At 43.3% G+C, this 22,645-nt stretch carries 17 protein-coding genes; 10 read left to right on the top strand and 7 right to left on the bottom strand.

Annotation, left to right across the window (positions count from 1 at the left end; all coding sequences use genetic code 11):
• Positions 1–59: 59 nt before the first annotated feature.
• Positions 60–1,481 (top strand): serine hydrolase domain-containing protein, encoded by a 1,422-nt coding sequence (locus AC5JP1_RS04970; protein ID WP_493843378.1) that lies wholly within the window; start codon positions 60–62, stop codon positions 1,479–1,481.
• Positions 1,482–1,578: 97 nt separating this feature from the next.
• On the opposite strand, the gene AC5JP1_RS04965 is transcribed toward AC5JP1_RS04970, so the two are convergent.
• From AC5JP1_RS04965 to AC5JP1_RS04955, 3 genes are all read right to left on the bottom strand, one after another.
• The gene (locus AC5JP1_RS04965; RefSeq protein ID WP_493843377.1) at positions 1,579–2,826 is read right to left on the bottom strand and encodes a cation:proton antiporter; all 1,248 of its coding nucleotides are present in this window, start codon (positions 2,824–2,826) and stop codon (positions 1,579–1,581) included.
• 263 nt (positions 2,827–3,089) lie between these two features.
• Positions 3,090–4,976: a dihydroxy-acid dehydratase gene (ilvD, locus tag AC5JP1_RS04960; protein ID WP_493843376.1), complete on the bottom strand. Its 1,887-nt coding sequence runs from the start codon at positions 4,974–4,976 to the stop codon at positions 3,090–3,092.
• A gap of 191 nt (positions 4,977–5,167) precedes the next feature.
• The gene (locus AC5JP1_RS04955) at positions 5,168–5,989 is read right to left on the bottom strand and encodes a hypothetical protein (RefSeq protein ID WP_493843375.1); all 822 of its coding nucleotides are present in this window, start codon (positions 5,987–5,989) and stop codon (positions 5,168–5,170) included.
• 204 nt (positions 5,990–6,193) lie between these two features.
• Between AC5JP1_RS04955 and AC5JP1_RS04950 the strand changes: the two genes are divergently transcribed.
• The 4 genes from AC5JP1_RS04950 to dusB all read left to right on the top strand — a co-directional run bounded on the left by AC5JP1_RS04950 (position 6,194) and on the right by dusB (position 11,376).
• Positions 6,194–7,207, top strand: a complete 1,014-nt coding sequence (locus AC5JP1_RS04950) for a hypothetical protein (RefSeq protein WP_493843374.1) — start codon at positions 6,194–6,196, stop codon at positions 7,205–7,207.
• A 140-nt stretch (positions 7,208–7,347) separates the two neighbouring features.
• Positions 7,348–7,791 carry an HIT family protein gene (locus tag AC5JP1_RS04945; protein ID WP_493843373.1) on the top strand — a complete coding sequence of 148 codons (444 nt, stop codon included), beginning with the start codon at positions 7,348–7,350 and terminating at the stop codon, positions 7,789–7,791.
• Between the two features lie 386 nt (positions 7,792–8,177).
• Positions 8,178–10,223 (top strand): BCCT family transporter, encoded by a 2,046-nt coding sequence (locus tag AC5JP1_RS04940; RefSeq protein ID WP_493843372.1) that lies wholly within the window; start codon positions 8,178–8,180, stop codon positions 10,221–10,223.
• Positions 10,224–10,344: 121 nt separating this feature from the next.
• The gene (gene dusB / locus AC5JP1_RS04935; RefSeq protein ID WP_493843371.1) at positions 10,345–11,376 is read left to right on the top strand and encodes a tRNA dihydrouridine synthase DusB; all 1,032 of its coding nucleotides are present in this window, start codon (positions 10,345–10,347) and stop codon (positions 11,374–11,376) included.
• An 87-nt stretch (positions 11,377–11,463) separates the two neighbouring features.
• Here the strand turns inward: dusB and AC5JP1_RS04930 are convergent, their stop codons facing one another.
• Positions 11,464–11,802: a DUF1622 domain-containing protein gene (locus AC5JP1_RS04930; protein WP_493843370.1), complete on the bottom strand. Its 339-nt coding sequence runs from the start codon at positions 11,800–11,802 to the stop codon at positions 11,464–11,466.
• Positions 11,803–12,070: 268 nt separating this feature from the next.
• Between AC5JP1_RS04930 and AC5JP1_RS04925 the strand changes: the two genes are divergently transcribed.
• Both AC5JP1_RS04925 and AC5JP1_RS04920 read left to right on the top strand, forming a co-directional pair.
• Positions 12,071–12,958, top strand: a complete 888-nt coding sequence (locus tag AC5JP1_RS04925; protein ID WP_493843369.1) for an SDR family NAD(P)-dependent oxidoreductase — start codon at positions 12,071–12,073, stop codon at positions 12,956–12,958.
• Positions 12,959–13,946: 988 nt separating this feature from the next.
• Entirely contained in the window at positions 13,947–14,801 is an 855-nt protein-coding gene (locus AC5JP1_RS04920) for a patatin-like phospholipase family protein (protein WP_493843368.1), read from the top strand.
• A gap of 61 nt (positions 14,802–14,862) precedes the next feature.
• On the opposite strand, the gene AC5JP1_RS04915 is transcribed toward AC5JP1_RS04920, so the two are convergent.
• The 3 genes from AC5JP1_RS04915 to lipB form a co-directional block, all read right to left on the bottom strand.
• Positions 14,863–15,330 carry a hypothetical protein gene (locus AC5JP1_RS04915; RefSeq protein ID WP_493843367.1) on the bottom strand — a complete coding sequence of 156 codons (468 nt, stop codon included), beginning with the start codon at positions 15,328–15,330 and terminating at the stop codon, positions 14,863–14,865.
• 168 nt (positions 15,331–15,498) lie between these two features.
• Positions 15,499–16,029: an inorganic diphosphatase gene (locus AC5JP1_RS04910; RefSeq protein WP_443524214.1), complete on the bottom strand. Its 531-nt coding sequence runs from the start codon at positions 16,027–16,029 to the stop codon at positions 15,499–15,501.
• Positions 16,030–16,226: 197 nt separating this feature from the next.
• Positions 16,227–17,057, bottom strand: a complete 831-nt coding sequence (gene lipB, locus AC5JP1_RS04905) for a lipoyl(octanoyl) transferase LipB (RefSeq protein WP_493843366.1) — start codon at positions 17,055–17,057, stop codon at positions 16,227–16,229.
• Between the two features lie 521 nt (positions 17,058–17,578).
• Between lipB and AC5JP1_RS04900 the strand changes: the two genes are divergently transcribed.
• The 3 genes from AC5JP1_RS04900 (at position 17,579) to AC5JP1_RS04890 (ending at position 22,434) form a co-directional block, all read left to right on the top strand.
• Complete coding sequence (locus tag AC5JP1_RS04900) at positions 17,579–19,063, top strand: coniferyl aldehyde dehydrogenase (protein WP_493843365.1); 1,485 nt, start codon at positions 17,579–17,581, stop codon at positions 19,061–19,063.
• 458 nt (positions 19,064–19,521) lie between these two features.
• Positions 19,522–21,450, top strand: a complete 1,929-nt coding sequence (locus AC5JP1_RS04895; RefSeq protein WP_493843364.1) for a glycine betaine ABC transporter substrate-binding protein — start codon at positions 19,522–19,524, stop codon at positions 21,448–21,450.
• A 63-nt stretch (positions 21,451–21,513) separates the two neighbouring features.
• Positions 21,514–22,434, top strand: coding sequence for an ATP-binding cassette domain-containing protein (locus AC5JP1_RS04890; protein ID WP_493844437.1), 921 nt, complete (start codon positions 21,514–21,516; stop codon positions 22,432–22,434).
• Positions 22,435–22,645 lie beyond the last annotated feature (211 nt).

Raw genomic sequence — 22,645 nt, 5'->3', positions numbered from 1 at the left:
ATAGCGTGTTTATGTAATTCCAAAATGACAATAATTTATAGCACTGGAGCCAGACAATAATGACGGAACATAATAAAGAACACTCTCATGTTCTAACAAGAATGGACTTGCAGCAACGTTTGCAGCAGCTACTAACTGTATTACAGCTTGATGATGCACCAGCAGGTGGTGCGGTAGTGGTATATCAGGCAGGTGAGTGCATCGCGCAAGCAAGTATAGGAATGGCGCGTCCTGATGAGCCGTGGCAGCCTAGCACGCTAGCGATTAACTTTTCTACGGGTAAAGGCATTTTAGCGACGCTCGTACATGTGCTGGTCTCTGAGCAGCTGCTCACTTATGACGTGCCTATCGCTAAGTATTGGCCAAAGTTTGCTGCAAACGGTAAAGACAACATCACCTTGAGACAAGTCATGTCACATCAGGCTGATCTGTTTTCGATCACCAGTATCGATGTTGATAGCGACACTGTGCTCGATTGGGACGCGATGCTGAGACATGTTGAGGGTATGCCTGTCACCGCACCTGAAGATGCAGCAAAATATGATAGCGCGTACAGTGCGTTGATATATGGCTGGGTGCTGGGCGGTGTGATAGAAGCAGTGACGCAGATATCACTAGCTGAAGCACTACGCCAGTATCTCACTGACCCTTTAGGTATTTCGGGCAGTTGTTATTTTGGTGTGCCAAAAGATAAGGTTGATCAAGTAGCAAAACTGGTAAAAGACTTTGAAGCTTCAGGCGAAGATAGCGTACTGCTACGTAACAAACGCAATAAACCAACGTTGAAATCCGACTCACAAGACACATTGCGTACCTATGCCAGTTTACCCAGCTATACATACTGGCAGCAGCAGGGCTTAATCAATGACCAGACACCCAATCCAGCTATAGCTAATGAGCAAGATAAAGGTAATGAGCAAAATGATTTGCCACTCATGGATACAGCTTATATTAGCCGTTTGTACTTTGATACCAGTCAGCTCAATCTAAAGAACTATAAAGCGGCGCTCATTCCTGCTGGTAAACACGCACTTGACTACCATAATCGCAAAACGTTAGAGGCCATCATTCCCGCTGCGAACGGTGTCGCCTCAGCTGATGCATTAGCCACTATCTACGCCATGCTAGCCAATGGCGGCGTATGGCAAGGGCAGACGCTGATCGATAGTGCTACTTTTGAGCAACTGTCTACGCCGCAAGTCACCGGTCTAGATGCAGTAATGCCAGCGGCCATGCAATGGCGCTTGGGGTACCATAAGCTATTTAGTATAGGCAACAACGAGAGAGCCACCGATAGTAGCGTAACGCCTGTCACATCAGGGTTTGGGCATATGGGGTACAATGGCTCAGTGGCGTGGTGTGATCCTGCGCAGCAATTGTCATTTACCTTTATTCATAATTTTGACACCACGATGCTCAACGACATCCGTCAGTTTGCGCTTACAGAGGCGGTTTTAGACTGGATCAATGAGCTACATTAGTTAGTGCGCTCTCAAATTAACGTGCTCTTAAACAGTTGCTGTAGTCAAACTGATTTTGCCCAAACAGCTTTATTAAAAATAAATCCAGTATGAATAATCAACTGGACTTTTGAGGGGTTAGTTTTAGGAGCCTAGCAGCACTTAAACCATGGATAAAGATAGAGGCCAAAATCACAATTGAGCAGACAATCCATAGTTTGAGTGCATCTTCATCAGCAAAAAAATCTTGATTGAGTGCATAAGACAGATAGTACAGCGTACCAATACCACGAATGCCCAGTGCTGAGATTGCGTATTTTTCGGTATGCGGTAAGTTAAGTCCCGATAAGGCGATGAACCCCCCAATCGGACGTATGAGTAATAGAAAAGTAAAGCTGACGATATAGACACGCCATGTCAGCTCAATCCCAGACTGTAACCCTTGGCCCAAGAACATACCGAAAATCACCAGCACCAGCGACATCAGCAAGCCTTCTGACTGCTCAGCAAAGTCGTGAAGTTTTTGATGATAGCTATGCTCACACTCTGAACGACGAAAGGCGAAAGCTGCAACGAAAACTGCGATAAACCCATAACTGTGTACGTATTCTGCGACACCATAGGCGACTAAGGTGAGTGCAATAACAACATACCCCTGTGAGATAGTCGTGTCACGAGTATGTTTAGAAAACACGACTTTGGCCATCGCTTTGCCGACCAAGACACCAACAACGACGCCTGCGCCAATCTTCCACAAGACATCATGAGTGAACCACGACCATAGCATATCGTAGGTAAAGGCCTGTCCTTCACTAAAGGCTTCTGCAATTTTGATGGCCAAATAGACGAAGGGAAAAGCAAGCCCATCGTTTAATCCTGCCTCTGACGTTAACGTAAAGCGCGGTGTGTCTTCTCCACCAGTATTAGGCGGTCCAACCTGAATGCTCGATGCCAAGACAGGGTCGGTAGGTGCCAATACTGCCCCTAACAATATAGCAGCGCCTAGGCTTAAACCAAACGCGTAGTAACCTAACACTGCCATTGCAAAGATACCAATGGGCATGGTGATCAGCAGTAGCCTGACAGTAGGTCGCCATAACTGCCAAGAGAGCTCGGTATCAATCTTGATACCCGCACCAACCAACGAAACCAATACCACGATCTCAGTTAGCTTTTCGATGAGCATGCCATTGTCTATAGGGTCCAAAAAGGAAAGAGAGGTCCACCAATAGCCCATCATCAAACCAAAGCTAACTTGTAGCATGGGTAAGGAGATAAAGTTACGCTTAAAGATGACAGGAAATAATGCCCCTAATAAAAAGGCGATACCGCAAATCAATAAGAATAAGTTATATTTTTCAATCATAAGGTTTGCGCACGTTGTTAGGTTTTAAATGCCAGTTCTAGGGTGTTGTTTTGAATACAGCTTTTTGAAGCTGATGAAAGTCTATATCAATAAAAACTTTGTCTAACGGTAAGACTTATCATGCCGATAAAAAACGATTATTACCGAAAGAAATAGTTATCAAAACGATTACTGCGTTGTTTTTTGGTGAAAAAAAAGCCTGCATAGCGCAGGCTTAATAAATGATACAAGTAGCTTTTTAATGTTAACGGCACAAGCAGGGCTTAGCGCTCAACTTGGCTCACGTCGCGTATGGCACCAGTATCGGCACTCGTAGTCATGGCGGCATAAGCACGTAGTGCAGGGGTCACGTATCGTTCACGACTGACAGGCTTCCACGCATCGCGTCCACGAGCTTCCATGGCTTCACGGCGAGTTGCCAAATCAGCATCGCTAACCTGCATGTTGATAGTACGATTAGGGATGTCAATATGGATAGTATCGCCTTCTTCAACCAGACCAATCGCCCCGCCTTCAGCAGCTTCTGGGCTGGCATGACCGATTGAGAGACCTGATGTACCACCAGAGAAACGACCATCGGTGAGTAGGGCGCATTCTTTACCCAGTCCTTTTGACTTCAAGTACGTGGTTGGATAAAGCATCTCTTGCATACCAGGACCGCCTTTAGGGCCTTCATAGCGGATAATGACCACATCACCGGCAACGATTTTGTCATCCAATACCGCGGCAACCGCATCATCTTGAGACTCAAATAAACGTGCACGCCCAGTAAATACTAAGATGCTTTCATCAACCCCTGCGGTTTTGACCACGCAGCCACGCTCGGCAATGTTGCCATACAGTACAGCTAGGCCACCATCTTGCGAGTAAGCATGTTTGGCACTGCGGATACAGCCAGACTCACGATTGACATCGAGGTTTGACCATTCTTTTGATTGTGAAAACGCCTCAGTAGTACGTACGCCACCAGGCGCGGCTAGATAGCGTGCGCGTGCCTCTTGGTTGTCCGTATTCATGATATCCCATTTATCAATCGCCGCTTTCATCGTTGGGCTATGAATGGTCGGAACGTCCGTATTCATTAATCCTGCACGGTCAAGCTCGGCCAATAGCGCAAACACGCCGCCAGCACGATGCACATCTTCCATATGGTACTTTTGTGAGGCAGGGGCGACTTTTGCCAGACAGGGCACACCGCGGCTTAGGCGGTCAATATCTGACATCTTAAAGTCAACTTCTGCTTCGTTCGCTGCGGCTAATAAGTGCAAGATAGTATTGGTCGAGCCGCCCATCGCGATATCTAATGTCATCGCGTTTTCAAAGGCGGCTTTGCTAGCGATTGAGCGAGGTAAGACTGAGTCATCATCTTGCTCGTAGCGACGTTTGGCAAGTGAGACAATAGTACGTCCTGCTTCTAAGAACAGCTCACGGCGCAGTGAGTGGGTCGCTAGCAGTGAGCCATTACCTGGTAGTGCCAATCCTAAGGCTTCCGTAAGACAGTTCATAGAGTTGGCAGTGAACATCCCAGAGCACGAACCACATGTCGGACAGGCTGAGGCTTCGATAGCGGCCACATCTTCATCACTAATGCTGTCATCAGCAGCGTCCATCATAGCATCGACCAGATCGAGTTTACGAACAGCACTGCTGTCATTACTATCAGTATTGTGGCTCTTACCGACGGTGCTGGCTAGGATTTTGCCTGCTTCCATTGGTCCACCTGAAATGAATACTACTGGAATATTCAGGCGCATGGCAGCCATCAGCATACCTGGAGTGATCTTATCGCAGTTTGAGATACAAACGAGCGCGTCAGCACAGTGAGCATTGACCATATACTCGACCGAATCAGCAATCAAATCACGACTTGGCAGTGAATACAACATGCCGCTATGACCCATCGCAATGCCATCATCAACGGCAATGGTGTTGAATTCTTTTGCCACGCCGCCTGCTTGTTCAATCTCACGTGCGACCAGTTGTCCCAAATCTTTTAGATGCACATGACCAGGTACAAACTGGGTGAAAGAGTTAGCAATCGCAATGATTGGTTTGCCAAAGTCGCCGTCAGTCATACCAGTTGCACGCCATAATGCACGCGCACCTGCCATATTACGACCGCCGGTAGAGGTTTTTGAACGATAATCCATGTGATATTCCTTACAAATAGGCGGAGTTGTTAAAATTTGCACCCTCAGTTTTAATAGGGATAGTGTGCTTTTTATAGAGAGTGAGGACTAGTGAATAATACTAAGTCGTTACCATACCATTAGATATGAATAACTTAAAATAATATGCTAATAATAATGGTTCCAGAACCGCTAAAGGTGAGTAAAAAAGATTATTCAAGACGCGCCAATATGGCTGTGTCAAACCAAGGTAAATCAGCTTTGTCAGCTTCTAGTTTGACAATAGCTGCCAGTGCATGAGTGGCTAAAAGCTTTTGATAGTCGCTACTTGCGCCAATCGTTAGCAGTGATTCGGTAGGTAATGCTGGGGTACTGGGATTTTGCTCATCAATACTGATCAATGTCTGCTTGTTATTCTTATAAAGGACATCTACGCGACCAAAAAATTGCCAGTCTTTAAAAGCTGCGGTAATCGCATCTGTGGCATCTTTGGTATATACCTGCTGCGTCTCTTTGCCCGTATTGGTCCAATGTAGCCGTACGGCTAACTGCAATGCTTCACTAAACACGACTAATGAGCCAATTACCTTTACATGCCAAGGACTGGTCAATAACTCTTGATTAATACCAATTAAGTTAGCAGCCTCTTGAGCTGACATAGGCGTATTGAATTGAGTCAGAAGTTCAGGCGTAAGGGGGTGCGCCTGTTTGATGGTATCGTCTAAGCTATCATAGTGATATAGAAAAGGTAGTGGTAAGTCTTGAGTGACCGTCTTTTTTATGATTTTACAGTTATGTATTTGCCAGCTGATGGCTTTGTCTGTCAACGCTTCTGCCAAGATGATGGCGTTTGGGTCGATGGTCTGAGTCATATTTTCAGATTCAGCATTGGGTTGTTCTGAAGCAATGCTGTCAGATATAGGGATATTTGCCCCAGACGTTTGGGCATTATCATTGAGTATTGAAGAAGGGTCGCCGTTATCTAGGCTATCTGAGTTGTCTGATGTATTGGTCGGCAAAGTAGGCAAATCCATAAACATAGCGTTGTTAAAATAGAGGGTTAATATAACATTTAAAAGGCATGACTAGCCAATAAATTGGTGATCTGAGGAAGTGATTTATGCTAATAAAAGAATATCATTGGGTAAATAGTCAATTATGAACTAGTCGTATTTTGTTTGTTAAAAGAATGTAGAATATAACCGAATTTTTAGATAAGTATATAGATAGAGTAATTAATGAAAACCCCTTCCGATAACGAATCTATTCAAGAGTGGATAACATCAAATCGTCTCTATGAAGAATACCTCTTCTACTACTTACTCATCTGCCTATTTTGGTTTTTCGTTGGTTTGTTTTCTATCGGTATACGCATACCTGTATTCAATGATTTGCAGAATTTAGCATTTAATACGGTATGGTTTTTAATCCTGTGTGTCGCATTAAGCGTTCCTAAATTTTGGTATCGGCTGATAAAAGGCAAAAATGCGTACCTGTTTCAAGCCACTGCCAAAGTGTATGAAACGCTAGACAGCATAGAGGATATTGAGCAAAGAGAGCAGGTACATAAGCAGATTACTAGCAATGGCAAGTTGCCACCTAACCGATTAGAAACACTATCACTGGCATTTTTATTTGTATTCATACTCTTCGATATATTGTATACCCGCTGCTGGATAAGAGATCTGAGCCTAGTGTGGCAGCCTGACTGGGTCAATATGTGCATTGGTTGGATACATAATAATTTGGCGCTGCCTCCGACTAGTGAGAATAGAAAATTCTTTAATCTGTATTTTAGTGGTAATAGTGCAGATACCAAACTGAAGCAACAGTTTGGCGACGAATGGGCGTTTTTGGCTTCCCCATTTGGAGATGCGGCAATGTTTTACCACTTTATTCGAGTGGTCATGTTTGTTCCTATCTTAGCGGCATTGTCGATTGTATTGTGGAAGCCGCTAAAGTTTATGGGAATGCAGCAAATTGACCCCAGAAATATTCATAGCGTCATGTCTTTTTTACGTAGCTGCGCTTGGTCACTTATCTTTGGATTTTTTATGACCATTGGTATGTTAGGTTTTTTAACCAATGCAAACTGGTTCACATTAGGTCTGATAGATCAAGAAGCATGGTTCGAGAATTTATATATCAACGGTTTATATCTGTTTATCGTTTTTGGTATCCGATTTTTTTATGGCTGGTTCGTTTTTTGGAAAAATATTTTTTTTAAGTGTGTAAAAAAATTCAGTTATTAGAGGTTCGTTCGCTTTGAACTCACATTGCTGACTTGTACTAAAGTCATATTTCGTCCACTATATGACAGACGCTTTTATCTATTTTTGATAGCTATTAAGCTATTAATTAACTAATAATAAAACTTTTAAAGGAAAAAATAATGACTGAAGTAAATCAAAAGACTGCTTATGACGACAATAATATTTTTGCCAAAATGCTGGACGGGGATATTCCATACCACAAGGTTTATGAAGACGATAAAACCCTTGCCTTTATGGATATTATGCCGCAAGCAAAAGGTCATGTATTGGTCATACCTAAGCAAAAAACAGCTGATTTGGCTAATCTTGAGCCAGAGTATGCCTCGGCTGTTTTGATGACGTCTAAGAAAGTCATGCAAGCCCAGCGCCAAGTGTTCGAGCGTGAAGGTATCATCCAAATGCAGTTGAATGGTGCGCAATCAGGTCAAACGGTTTTTCATTATCACATACATCTGATCCCCTCGAGTATTCATGAGCTGGGTCGCCATGCAGTGACACAGGCGGATCAAAGTGAACTTGCCAATATTGCAAAGCAACTTGCTGCAGCAATCAATGATGCTTAATCGCAGTACCATGTTTTGTGATATAAATACCATGCTTTATGACCTTAATATCTATAGCGATAGGTAGGTCTAAGTCATAGCGCATTAACATAAGTGGTGTACAAGATAAGAAGACAGCTCGCAAGCTGTCTTTTTTGTTGCTTAGTAATAGTCATGTAACGAGCGTTAAGGTCATGTTACGAGTCAGCTGGTCGTCTAGGGTTTTTGAAAAGAATGTGATAGATATGATGCGTGTTTACTAACTTATCGTTAATCGACTTATTACTAACTAATTTAGATTTAACGCACAACCATAAACTATCTATTAGCTATCTTACATTCACCTTTGTCCTTACCAATGAATAACTATAAAAAAGGCAAAATCAACTTTTGGGAAATCGCTTTTCATGAGTAAATTACCTCGTTCTACTATTTTATTACCAGTCTTTGTACCCGCTGCCATCATTATGCTGCTACTGGTCATTGGTACAGCGATCAATCCTGAAGCAGCAGGTGCTTTATTCAACGATGTACTTGCCTTTACGACTGAGACGTTCGGTTGGTTTTATATGTTGGCAGTGGCGTTGTTCTTGATGTTTATTATCGTATTAGCATTTTCGTCCTATGGCAGTATCAAGCTGGGGCCTGACCATGCTGAAGCGGAATACAAGTTTCTTGAATGGTTTGCTATGCTCTTTTCGGCAGGCTATGGTATCGCGCTCCTGTTCTTTGGGGTAGCAGAACCAGTGATGCATTTTGCCAGTCCGCCACTCTCGGAGCCACAAACGATTGCGGCGGCAAAAGAAGCGATGCAAATTGCCTATTTTCACTGGGGATTTCATATTTGGGCGATTTATGGGGTAGTGGGGTTGTCACTGGCGTATTTTGCATTTCGCCACGGTCTACCATTATCGATACGCTCAACGTTGTATCCAATCATCGGTGACAAGATTCATGGTCCTATCGGTCACACGGTCGATGTATTTGCGATATTGGGCACGATGTTTGGTATTGCGACCAGTCTCGGTTTGTCAGTATCGCAGATCAACGCGGGACTCAACTACCTGTTGCCAGATCTCATTCCAGTGAACACCACTGTGCAGGTGATTGCTATTGCATTAGTGACGTCAGCGGCTCTGTTGTCTGTGCTTGCAGGCATGGACAAGGGTGTCAAACGCTTGTCTATTTTAAATATGGTGCTAGCGACAGCACTGATGATTTTTGTGTTTATTGTCGGTCCGACCATTTTTATCTTGAATGCCTTTATGGAAAATACAGGAAGCTACTTGGGCAATATCGTTGAGCGTACTTTTAGCTTACAGGCCTATGAGAACAGCGACTGGATCGGTAGCTGGACGCTGTTTATTTTTGCGTGGACAATCGCATGGGCGCCTTTTGTGGGTCTATTTATAGCCAAGATTAGCCGTGGTCGTACCATTCGCGAGTTTGTATTGGGCGTGATGCTGGTACCTACGTTCTTTACGTTCTTTTGGTTTGCTGTGTTCGGTGATACCGCACTACATATGATTATGGTCGATGGCTATAACTCGCTCATTGGTGATGTACAGGACAACCAAGCGATTGCTTTATTTAAACTATTAGAAAACCTACCATTCACTGAGTTTGTATCGTCATTGACTATTCTATTAATTATTACCTTTTTTGTGACGTCGTCAGATTCAGGTTCATTAGTGATTGATTCACTAGCGGCTGGTGGTCGTAGTGATACGCCGTGGTGGCAGCGCAGCTTTTGGGTAGTGACTGAAGGGGCCGTAGCAGCGGTACTCTTGATCGCAGGTGGTCTAACAGCACTGCAAACAGCAGCTATCGTCAGTGCGCTACCGTTTGCCATTATTATTCTAATCTCAATGTTTGGTATGTGGCGTGCCCTACGTATCGAAGGTCACCGTAATCAAAGCCTCGGTCAAAATAATAAACTGCCACCGCATCTACTCAAACCATCAGCATGGCGCGAGCGTATTGACTACATGACCGACAAGCCAACGCGCGATAAGGTCTTGAGTTATATCAAAGAAGTGATTATGCCATCCATGATGGAAGTGTCATCTAAGTTTGCAGAGACAGGTTGGACGACTGAAGTCAATTACGATGCAGTCAATAACCGTGCGGTACTTGAGTTGCAGCGTGGCGATGATGTTGAGTTTTGGTATGAAGTGCGCTTATCTGAACATGATGCGCCTGATTATTATACTGAGGGCACCGCAGACACCTTGCCGCAAGAGTATCATCACCGTGCTGAGGTCTATCTACGCCGCGGTGGTCAAACGTATGATCTATACGGCTACCAGTCTGAGTCAGTGATTAACGACATCATCGATCAGTTCGAAAAGTACCTGCATTTCCTCAATGTATCGCCTGATAGTCTCCCATGGCGTATGCAAGTGCATGATGAGGATATCACCCTAGAGCAGGGCAGTGTGCTCGATAAATAACAGAATGAATGCGTCAATAGTAATTATAAATCAGGCAAGCTATTTACCGTAATAGCTTGCAATAAATATAAGATTCCTTAGAATAACGGCTTGTTTTCCTTACAAATCAAGCCGTTTTTTTATGTCTATTGATTCTTCAGTTTTATCCTCGTCCGCCCCAGTGTCTGACCATCCGTTATTGCAGCCATTAGTCATCGGTGGTCTGACTATCGAAAACCGTCTGATGGTTGCCCCGATGGCAGGGGTGACGGATAACCCTTTTCGCCGTCTGTGCAAATCATTCGGTGCAGGTCATGCGGTCAGTGAGATGATTATCGCAGATACGGCACTCTATGCACGCAAAAAATCGCTATATCGTGCCAATTTTAATAATGAGATTGCCCCTATCTCTGCACAGATAGCAGGTGCGGAGCCTGACAAATTGGCTGAAGCGGCTCGTTATCAAATCGATAACGGTGCACAGATCATTGATATTAATATGGGCTGTCCTGCCAAAAAAGTCTGCCGTAGGCTGGCAGGTTCAGCGCTGCTACAAGATGAGGATTTGGTCGCGCGTCTATTAGATGCCGCAGTCAATGCGGTGGATGCCCCTGTCACGCTAAAGACAAGATTGGGATTTGAGAATGGTCGCGAGAATATTTTGCGAGTAGCGAAGCGTGCTGAACAAGCTGGTATTGCGGCGATTGCCATTCATGGGCGCACGCGTGAGGATATGTATACGGGTGAAGCGCGTTATGAGCTCATACGAGAAGTCAAAGACAGCATCAGTATTCCGGTTATCGCTAATGGCGATATCGATAGCGCGCAAAAAGCCCAGCATGTCTATGAGATGACGGGCTGTGATGCGGTGATGATTGGTCGTGCGGCGCAAGGGCAGCCATGGATATTTCGTGATATTGAGCATTTCTTGCGTACGGGCGAACGTCTGGATGCCCCAAGTATCAGTGAGATAAAAGAGATTGTACTGGCGCATCTACAAGAGCTCTATGAATTTTATGGTGAGTACTCTGGCTGCCGTATAGCCCGTAAGCACATCGCTTGGTATACGACAGGTATTCCGAACTCTAACGCCTTTCGGCAAGCAATGTATGGCGAAGAGAGCACCGCTGGACAATTTCGAGTGGTTGAGACTTTTTTGCAGGCGCATGAGTAGTAGAAGACAATGATGCTATTATGCTCATCTAGTATCTATCATCACACTTGTATAGCAGATACTGCATACGCGTATCTTTATCGTTTCCTATGCTTTATCGATAGGTGTCGTATTCTCAGCAGGGGTAGTGGCGAGGTTTTCTTTCGGCAACGGTTTTTCTTTTTGCCAAGGGAACCGACCTTCTAGCTCTACCTGTAGTGATAAGCTCAAAAATGTTCTAATAAGTACGATAATACCCAATACTATTACGCTACGTAACGATGGCTCTGTGACCACAGTAGCGACGATATCAGCAGCGATCAGTACCTCTAGGCCTAATAGGATAGATTTACCAACAGTCTGCCTGATATCGACATACGTATTATGGTTGAAGCCTCCTGGCAGTCGAAATGCTCTATAAAACGCAAAAAATATGCCAAAAAACATTATAAGAACTCCAATGACTTCGACTATTTTGGCAATTAGATCGATATAGTGGGTTAACGTTTCTATCAAAATATATCCTCCTCAAACTCAATTAGTACATAGCAGAATGCTAAGTCTTACCGCTATTGTATGACTATATACCACTGCATACTTGCATAATCATCGTACTAACGGTCAGTTACTGGTGTTTTGTTCACTTTATACGATATTTTTTTGCTATGCTATAAACGAATATTTATTGGCATAGGACAGACAAAAAGGACTTTTTATGGCTAATCCCTCGAAAAAAGCAATAACCAAAGCAGTGAAAGGTAAAAATATTATCATTACAGGCGCGTCAAGTGGTATTGGCGAGCGTACCGCTTTTTTATTAAGTGAGTGCGGTGCCCACGTTATTTTGCTTGCACGTACTGAAGACAAGCTTAGAACAGTAAAAGAAAATATTGAAATACTTGGTGGTAGAGCCAGTTATTATCCATGTGACCTCACCAACATGGATGAGATCGAAAAAACCAGTGATAAAATTCTGACTGATTTTAAACATGTCGATGTCCTCATAAACAATGCTGGTCGCTCGATTCGTCGTTCGGTGCATGAGTCTGTCAACCGTTTTCATGACTTTGAACGTACGATGGAAATTAACTATTTCGGTGCCGTCAAGATTATTCTTGGGTTTTTGCCCACGATGATTGGCCGCCGTACTGGACAGATTGTCAATATATCGTCAATTGGTGTATTGGCAAATAGTCCTCGCTTCTCTGCATATGTGGCATCAAAATCCGCATTGGATGCCTTTAGTCGTTGCCTAGCAGCAGAAGTGAAAGGGGATAACATTAAAGTCACCAATATCTTTATGCCATTGGTACGTACGCCTATGATTGCCCCAACTAAGCTATATCGTTATATGCCTGCGCTTATGCCAGACGAAGCTGCATTGATGGTCGCGAGAGCCATCGTTGATAAGCCAAATAGTATCGCTAGTAATATGGGTAAATTTGCATCAGCGACCTATTCGTTAGTACCAGCATTCAACGTCGGCATTCAGTCGATTGGTTATCGTATCTTCCCAAGCTCTACTGCAGCACAGACCAAAGACAGCAAGCCAAACCTTGCTCAACGCGCTTTTGCTAAGATTTTGCCTGGTGAATATCACTAGAGTAGAAACTTTTTGAGTTTTTAAGCAAACAAAAAAAGGATACGATGTTATCCTTTTTTATGCTTCTGACTTTTTGAGTGATCTAATGATTAGCTTATTTGATTATTCGGTTGCCGTGAGAGAGATATTTAGATGATATTTCGATTTGTTTTTGATTTTAAGAATATTTATTTGAGAGTGATCGGAGACTATCGATGGCTATCTATAAAAACTTCGAGGGTCAGCAAAGGAGTCCGTAATTTACAGACGGTTTTTAGGTTATGAGCTATAAAATGGTGTCTACAGTCAGTCTACTTAACGCCTATTTGACTTGCTGGAACCATGCATCGTTGATCGCCGTTTCGTTCGAGTTAAAATGGACACATATCCTTTCGTTGCATTTTTTGGCATACCAGTATTCGTCGAGCCCTATTTTTATTTCAAATAAATCCTTGGTCACGACATCGCCAACCGTATATATAGATCCTTCTTCAAAAAAAGGATTGCCAATGATGCATATAAGTTTGTCACCAGAAACTATCACAAGTGTATCTCCCCAAAACCAAAACAACATAGAATATATATTATTTATAAACAAATGCCAATTATAAAGACGGTATTTTTTTGTATTTCTGGCTTATATCGTTGATTATCCGATAAACGGTAAAAAAAAGTCCATTTTATGACTGTTTGTTTGTATTAGGATTATTTTTGTAAAGTTGGTATTTGTTACCAAAAGTATTGATTGAGCAAACTAATATCTATCTGTTTGGCTTTGTTATTTATGCTCAGATAATATAAATAGGTGATAGTAGGTTCCTGTACCTAGATACCTATAACGTTCAGTTATTCATATCAGTCAGAATGTACCCATGACTATTTACTACAAAGTATCTTATGGCGATAATAATGACTTGAGAGCCCGACCCTAAACTCAAAATTATTTGTATATATTTTCTCATCTAGTGTGCTGGTAAGTGTGCGCTGCGTGAGTTATCAGAGGTTTTTAATGATCAAACAACATCGACAGGCATTAGTCGTTGAAGGTGGCGGAATGCGCGGCGCATTTACCAGTGGCGTTTTAGATGCTTTTTTACAGCAACAGTTCAATCCTTTTGACCTTTGTGTGGGCGTTTCCTCAGGTTCAACCAACGTCGCTAACTATTTGGCTGCACAAGAAGGTCGTACCTTGCATATTTACTTAGATCACTCTCTTCGATCTGAATTTATTCGTTATGGTCGTTTTTTTAGAGGCGGTGACTTATTAGATTTGAAGTGGATGTGGGACGTTGTCGAACAGGAATACCCGCTAAATCAGGAACAATTATTTGCCAATCATGCTGAATTTTATATGGTATTGACGCATGCTATTTCAGGAGAGGCAACCTACATCAAAGCTTGCAGAAAAAATATTCTGGAGGGATTAAGAGCATCAAGCTCTATCCCGGTGCTGACCAGACAAGCCGTTGAGATATTTGGTGAGCCTTATTTTGATGGTGGTGTGGCTGACGCTTTACCCGTACATTGGGCTGCCAATCAGGATCGCGTCGCTAAGATGATGGTTGTACGTACTCGCCCCAAAAACTACTATAAAGCGAGTCTCAAAGGCGATAAGCTGCTGGCAAAATACTATGCTAAGCAGCGCCAAGGTTTTGCTCAAAGCTTATTGACGCGAACCCAACGCTATAATAATGCTGTGCAATTTTTGCACACATCGCCAACACAGAAGCTTTTAGAGATTTGTCCACCTGACTTAAAAAATATGGCGAGCCGGTTGTCTAAGAACAAAGCTAAAATTCGCTATAGCTATGATGTCGGGCTGGATGCTGGGCACCAAGCGATTGAAGAGTGGTACAGGCTCTAGTTCAAAGAACGATATAGAAAACATGAAGCCCGTTAAGTTAAGCGCTTATTCAATATAATTTTTAACCAAAAACCCGCCATAATATCCAAAACACACCCAGCATTATGATAGCGATAACGAGCACGCGTTTTAGCCAGTAGGGGAGTAACGGTTTTTTGTAACCCAAATCATTCAATTGACTGTCTACACCCGCTTGTAGACTTTTAAATCCTTGCTCTGATTTAGTCGATTTGACCCGATTTTTTACTAGCGGTCCAGAGTCCTCTTCGACGTCTTGTTCTCTATCGAAGCTGATGGCTTGATTGGGGATGCCTTGTTTATTGGCAATGGTACTTAGCTTTTGCTGCTGCTCTATTTTTAGCTTGGTCTCATAAGCATCAATCCGTACCTTGGCCTCGTCCATACTGATGTTTTCATCAGCTGCCAATGTTTTGATCGCCATGACCAAGTTGTTTTTTTCGATCATTGTAATGATTGCTTTGGGCAGCTTTGTATTGACGGGCTTTGTGATAGGGTCGGGATTAAACATGGTTGTCCTTAGTGTCAAATAGATGCCACATAGAGTAGGAGAGTATCGTCGGTTTATTATAACCATGTTACACAAACAATATTCAAGCAAAAAAATACCGCGATCACATTATGATTGCGGTATTTCATTATTTATCTTGTGTCAGCATTGATGCCAATTTTTGATAAATTATAGATCTTTCCAGCGTTGAATGGCTTCATGGATGACTTTTTTGGCCTCGCTGACATCGCCCCATGATTCGACCACAGTGGTTCCTGGTTTTTTCAGGTCTTTGTAGTGGTTGAAATGATACTCTAGCTGATTGATGATTTGCTTTGGTAGGTCATCCAAGCTGTTGTAGGCGTTGCTGTTGTTGCGGTCATCGGCAGGAACAACAACAATCTTGTCATCAACTTCGCCATCATCAACAAATTTCATCACACCAATTACTTTGGCTTTTAAGAAAACACCTGTGGTCAATGGCTCTTCGGTTAGAATCAACAAGTCCAGTTCATCGCCATCTTCGTCAAGAGTTTGCGGGATAAAACCATAGTTGCAAGGCTTTGCAAAAATTCGTGGATCAACACGATCAAGCTCAAATACCGCCAATTCGCGGTTCCATTCGATTTTGTGGTTGCTACCAGTTGGAATCTCGACAACGGCGTTAATAATGCCGCCGTCTACATCGCCTGCGTCCAAGATTTTGTTAAAATCTGCCATAAAATACTCCAATTTGCTTTTGTTTTAGAAGTTTGAATAAGGGGTTGAGCTTGGAGTGCCACAACGTCATATTGGGGCATCCGATTTATGCTGCATGCGATTATAGCAAGTTTGAATCAAGTTTTCTCACAATGCGTAAGTCTAAGCGTGCAAGACATTATGCAAAAAAAGATTATGCAAAAATGGACTCAAAGCGTTTATTTAGGTGCAATCGCTCGTAATTTAATCAAACCAGCATGGCGTTTTGCAATATTGTCGATGAGTTTTTGAGTAACGACGTCATAGCTCAGTGCCTCACTTGCTTGTTGAGCCGTTCGGTTTTGTGTCTCTTTTTGCATATCTACAAAATCCGATAGGCGTAGCATTTGCATACCTGCATACCCGCATGGGTTGATCGCATTAAATGCTGATAAATCGCAATTGATGTTAATCGCAATACCGTGATAGCTAAAGCCATGCTTAATCTTGAAACCTAATGAGGCTATTTTGCCCAGCATAATTTTATGATCAAGAGGTGTGTCATCAAACGAGGTGCTGTTGGTTGATGTATCGGTAGGGTCAGCGTAAAGATAAACACCAGGGGCATCACGTCGGGCATGAGCGCTGATGTGGTCATCACTAGATGATGCTGAGCTATGCAAACAGTCGTTGACGACATCTTCGATCGCCTGCTCTGCGTGAGAGACCAGATGACGTACGCTCCATTTGAGGCTATCCAAGTCAAACAACCAGTAAATTACTAATTGTCCATGACCGTGCCATGTCACCTGACCACCGCGATCGGTCTTTATAATGGGCGTATCGGTACGCTGTAATATGTGCTCTTCTTTACCAGCTTGTCCGAGTGTATAGACGTCGTTATGATCCACGATCCACAACTCATCAGGGGTACGCTGTTCTTGTTGTTTTTTTAAATCGATACGAGCAAGTGTGCGTGATAGCATCGCATTAAGCGTAGAGACGTAGTCGGCTGCTGATAGAGATTTACTGATCAGTGTGTCATTGAGTTGTTGCGTGTCGTTTGGCATGAGAGTGTCTTATTATTGTCTGGTGTAAAGGCGCATAACGGTTTGGCGTAAAGGTATAGTGTATAGATAGGCAGTGTAGCAGTTTTGGCGACTATCGCTCAAAATTATATGCTATCACGCTGCCTACAAAGGTGGTCGACGCTCATAAAAAAGCAGTGCGAGAAGGCGCTAAAAATATTTGTATATCATTGCGTTAAAGGTCAAAAAACAGTATTGATACAAACCCTGTAGTCAATCAAAGATGCTGTTCATTGCGCAGTCGATGCGCTACATTAAAGTAGCACAAATGGAACTTGATAGAATCTACAGTCAAAGCAGTATAGTAAACAGCAGGACATTCAAAAGTAAGACAGTCAAAAGTACATAGGACTATATAGAGCTGATCATAAAATAGACCTGAATACAAAATAAAAAGGTCTGCCTAGTAAGACCGTACCTATAACCCAATATAGCACCGTGACTGCATTATAATATATGAACATAAATGATATGAGCATAAACGACTACGACAAGGAAGAAAAATGACAGATAACAATCAACACACCCCTGAGCAGACATCAGCTGATGCCCGAACTGTGCTACAGCGTATGCCCGAAGCACTGAGCACTGCTACTACTATCGATGAGATGAAAGCACAGTTTTCACGCTTGCAGATGTTGAGTCGTACGCAGCCAATCAATGACTGGAGAGAGCGTGAGACTCATCTGGATAATTTAGAAGTGATGCTGAGTGATAATCAAGAGAGCTTTGCAAAGGCGATCAGTGCTGACTTTGGTTATCGCAGCCAATCAGAGACCCAGTTTGCTGAGCTGTTCCCTAGCTTTACGGGTATTAGTCATGCCAAAAAACACGGCAAAAAATGGATGAAGACGCATCGCGCGCCTATCTCAGCCCTATATATGCCAGCACACAATGAGATCCAGCCGCAGCCGTTGGGTGTGATTGGTATTATGGTGCCTTGGAACTATCCACTATACCTAGCCATTGGCCCAATGATCGATGCGCTCACTGCGGGCAACAGAATCATGGTCAAGATGAGCGAAGCGGCGCCGCAGTTTGCTCAGGCGTTCGCGGATGCTATTGCTCGTTATTTTTCACCAGATATGATCTGTGTGGTACTGGGTGAGGTTGATATTGCTGCAGCCTTCAGCGAGTTGCCATTTGATCATCTGCTCTATACAGGATCGACTGCTGTAGGCAAAAAGGTAATGGCTGCTGCTGCACCTAATTTAACGCCAGTGACGCTTGAGCTCGGTGGCAAATCACCAGTGATTGTATTGGATGATGCCAACTTAGAGTCTGTGGTCAATCGCGTGATGATGGGCAAAACATTAAATGCCGGTCAAACCTGTATTGCTCCAGATTACGTGTTGATTCCGCGTCAACATCATGACCAGTTCATCCATTTAGCAAAAGAGTGGATGGCAAAACACTATCCTAATATCGAAGAAAATCCGGACTATTCGCGTATCATCAATGGTGAGCAGTTCAAACGGGTCAAAGGCTATTTAGATGCACTAACTGGTGATGAGATACATGCCCTTACCACTGCGGAGCCTAATATAGAAACACGTCTGATGCCGCCAGTCATCGTGAGTGAGCCTGCACCTGATAGCGATATCATGCAGAACGAAATATTTGCCCCAATTTTACCATTGGTGCATTACGAAACCCTTGATGATGCGATTTATTTTGTCAACTCACGTCCACGGCCATTGGCGTTGTATGTCTTTAGTGATAACTACAGTAGTGTGGAGAATGTGCGTAATAATACAGTCTCTGGTGGTCTATGTATTAATGAGGTGATTATTCATGTTGCCCAGCACGACTTGCCATTTGGCGGGGTTGGTGACTCTGGTACAGGCGCATATCACGGCAAAGCAGGTTTTGAGCGTTTAAGCCATATGAAGCCTGTCTTTGTACAAACCAAGCTTAATGGTCTAAATTTCTTGCTGCCGCCTTATGGTGGACTGTTTAAAAAGGCGATGGCGCTGTTTCTAAAATGATAGTTTCTAAAATGACAAATTTTGAAATAATCTTTTCTAGAGGGTTGTTTTTTAAAAGAAATACCTTTGAAATATTTGTTCTAAAATAGACGGTTCAAAAATATCTTAGTTAGACGATTTTATAATTCATATTTTACAACTTACAGTACCTATTTAGATAGGTGCTGTTTTTTTTGTTCAAAAATTAATCAACGCAATCAGAAAAAGAGTGTTTAGTACCAAGATATCTGCCTCTGTGATATCAAATTTAATCATCGCAACCACGACATCTATCGATAAATAAGCATTTGTCATCACTCACATAAATCGATACACTTTGTAGTAAGTCTAAACAACAGTAGATAATATTTGCATGATTCATAAATGTCATTGATCGATATGTCACCACAAAATGCCATCATAAGGCTTTGCTGATTCGATGCTTACTTCATGCTAATACAAAAAAAATAGGACAAAGCATGCGTCAATGGATCGCGTTAAGTTTACTGTGTATGAGCGCGCTGTTGCTACCCGTATCAGCATCTGCAGCTTGTGAATCACCCATCAAGTTTGGAGCACTTACTTGGGAGAGCGGTCAATTTATCTCTGGTGTACTCAAGTACATCGCAGAAGATGGCTATGATTGTACAGTTGAGGAAGTGCCAGGCGCAGGCCCTGCGCTAGAGACGGCACTGTCGCAGAACGATATCCAAATCATTGGTGAGCAATGGATTGGTCGTTCACCAATTATGGAGGACGCTATTGCACAAAACAAAGTCGCTGTCATTGGTGATACGCTAAAAGGCGGTGCGACCCAAGGCTGGTACGTCCCAAAATACGTCTTAGAAGAAAACCCAGGACTGCGCAGTTATCAAGATTTGCCTAAATATGCTGACCTATTTATAGATCCCGAAGACCCAAATAAATCGCGCTTTATGAACTGTCCCTCCGGTTGGACATGCGAGATATTCAATACACGGTTGCTAAAAAACACCGGTCTAGACAGTATTTTTAATAATGCTCATCCTGGTACTGGCGCGGCGCTCGATGCCGAAATCGCCTCCGCTTTTGAGCAGCATAAGCCGCTATTATTCTATTACTGGCAGCCCACGGGTCTCATGGCAAAGTATGATTTTGCCGCGTTGGAATTTCCTGCTCATAAAGATGCCTGCTGGCAAGATCTATTGCTTGCTGACGGTACGTCTGACTGTGTATCAGGCTTTCCTGTATCGCCTTTAGGCATCGCAGTATCTACGCCATTTATTAAATCTAATCCTGAGCTGGCAGAGGTGTTCGAGCAGGTACAGTTTACGCCTGATGAACTCAATGGTGCGATCTTAGAGATGAGCGAAACGAAGCGTAGTGGAGAGGAGCAGGCGCTGGTGTTTTTGCGTGAGAACCCAGACGTTTGGCGTGAGTGGTTGTCTGAAGAGGCCAGTAACAACCTCGCCTCAAACTTAGGTATCGGCTTAGATGGTGCTATTACTGAGAGTACTGCTACCACTAGCATCGATAGGTCAGCCCAAGCATCAATATTCCCTTCATGGTCACTTGAGACGCCGCTCAATAACGCTTTGGCCAGTGTGGTTCAAAATTATGGAGACGTATTTCGCACTCTTAGCACAGCCGCGCTTACGTATTTACTTTTACCTATCGAGCGATTGCTGACCATCATTCCGCCTTGGCTGATTATCGCTTTGGTGGCTGTGCTGGCATGGTTTGGTGTTCGCAAGATTTGGTTTGCGTTGGCATGCGGCGCGGGGCTGTTTTTGATTGGTGCCTTTGGATTATGGGGCGCATTAATTGATACCTTGGCGTTACTTATCGTATCAGTATTGGTCACCGTAGTGATTGGCATTCCTATCGGCATTGCGATGTCAGGCAGTAAGCTACTGCGTAAGATTGTGACGCCAGTACTCGATGTGATGCAGACCATGCCAAGCTTTGTGTACTTGATTCCAGTGCTGATGCTATTTGGCATTGGTAAAGTGCCTGCATTGTTTGCAACGGTTATCTATGCACTGCCACCACTGATTCGTCTGACGATACTAGGGATTACGCAAGTTAATCACGAAATGGTCGAAGCAGGACGCTCTTTTGGTAGTACGCATTTGCAGCTACTTATTTGGATCAAACTGCCACAGGCGTTGCCTAGTATCATGGCAGGTATCAACCAAGCGGTGATGATGTCGCTTGCGATGGTAGTACTGGCGTCGATGATTGGTGCCCCAGGGCTTGGTGAGGATGTATTGCAATCTATCCAAACCCTCAATATCGGGCAAGGACTACAAGCAGGGACGGCTATCGTTATCGTTGCCATTATCATTGACCGTATTACTCAAGCGTTTGGTCAAGGCAAGCGTGCACGCCAAAAAACGATTAAGGCAGGTAGGCGTTCCATTGGATAGTTGTTTATCCAATCGTTAGTGACTAAAGCAATAATAAAAAATCAGGCAATAGTGAGAGCAATGATGAATCATATCCAACTAAAAAATATCAGCAAAATTTATAATGCCAATAGCACACAAGCACAATCTGCATTGGCATTACTGGCTGAGGGTATGGACAGTACTGCTGTCAAAGAACAAACTGGCTACTCGGTGGGTCTTTACGATATTAATTTGAATATCAAAGCAGGCGAGCTACATTGCATCATGGGACTATCAGGTTCTGGTAAGTCTACGTTGATACGTCATCTTAATCGCTTGATCGATCCTACTAGTGGTGAGATATGGGTGGATACTGCGCTTAATGCAGATCGTATTACTCAGGCAGTGACAAATACTAAAAGCCGTGCAGGAAGAATAGAAACGCTCGACCCAGCAGCAGAGGAACTCTCAGAAACCGCCACCAATATTTTGTCGCTTAATGATAAGCAATTGCAGCACTATCGGCAGCAGACGGTTAGTATGGTATTTCAGCATTTTGGTTTGGTGCCGCACATGACAGTGATGCAAAATGTCGCTTACGGGCTACGTGTCCGCAAAATGAGTGTGAATGAACGCAATGAGAGTGCACGGCACTGGCTAAATGAAGTGGGACTTACCAATGTAGAGCACAGTTACCCAGACGAGCTGTCAGGCGGTATGCAGCAGCGTGTCGGGCTGGCTCGAGCATTAGCAACCGACAATCCGATTTTGTTGATGGATGAGGCATTCTCTGCGCTTGATCCACTTATTCGCGCCCAGCTGCAAGATCAGCTGCTTGCACTGCAAGACAGACTCAACAAAACCATTGTTTTTATCACTCATGATATTGATGAAGCTATCAAAGTCGGTCAGCGCATCAGTATTTTAAATGGTGGACGATTGATACAGACTGGCACCTCAAGTGAGTTACGGCATAATCCTGTTGATGACTATGTCGAGCAGTTCATGAGTGCAAAAGCTTGATAGATCTTAATACTTAATAAGACTTGATAAATACTAAGAAAACTCTGATCTAAAATAAATAAAAAACGCTAAGCTAAGCCTTAGCGTTTTCTGTGTCATATGCTCAACATGCCAGCTCACTAATTTGAAGGTTGTACTAATTTTGCTGCAATCTATAGTGAACTCTGAAATAAACACCAAACTTCGTTATACTTAATGGCTTTTTGATAAC

Source organism: Psychrobacter sp. H29 (genome assembly GCF_059073055.1).
The sequence above is the reverse complement of the archived record's forward strand: the minus strand, read 5'-3'. Positions and strand labels throughout refer to the sequence as shown.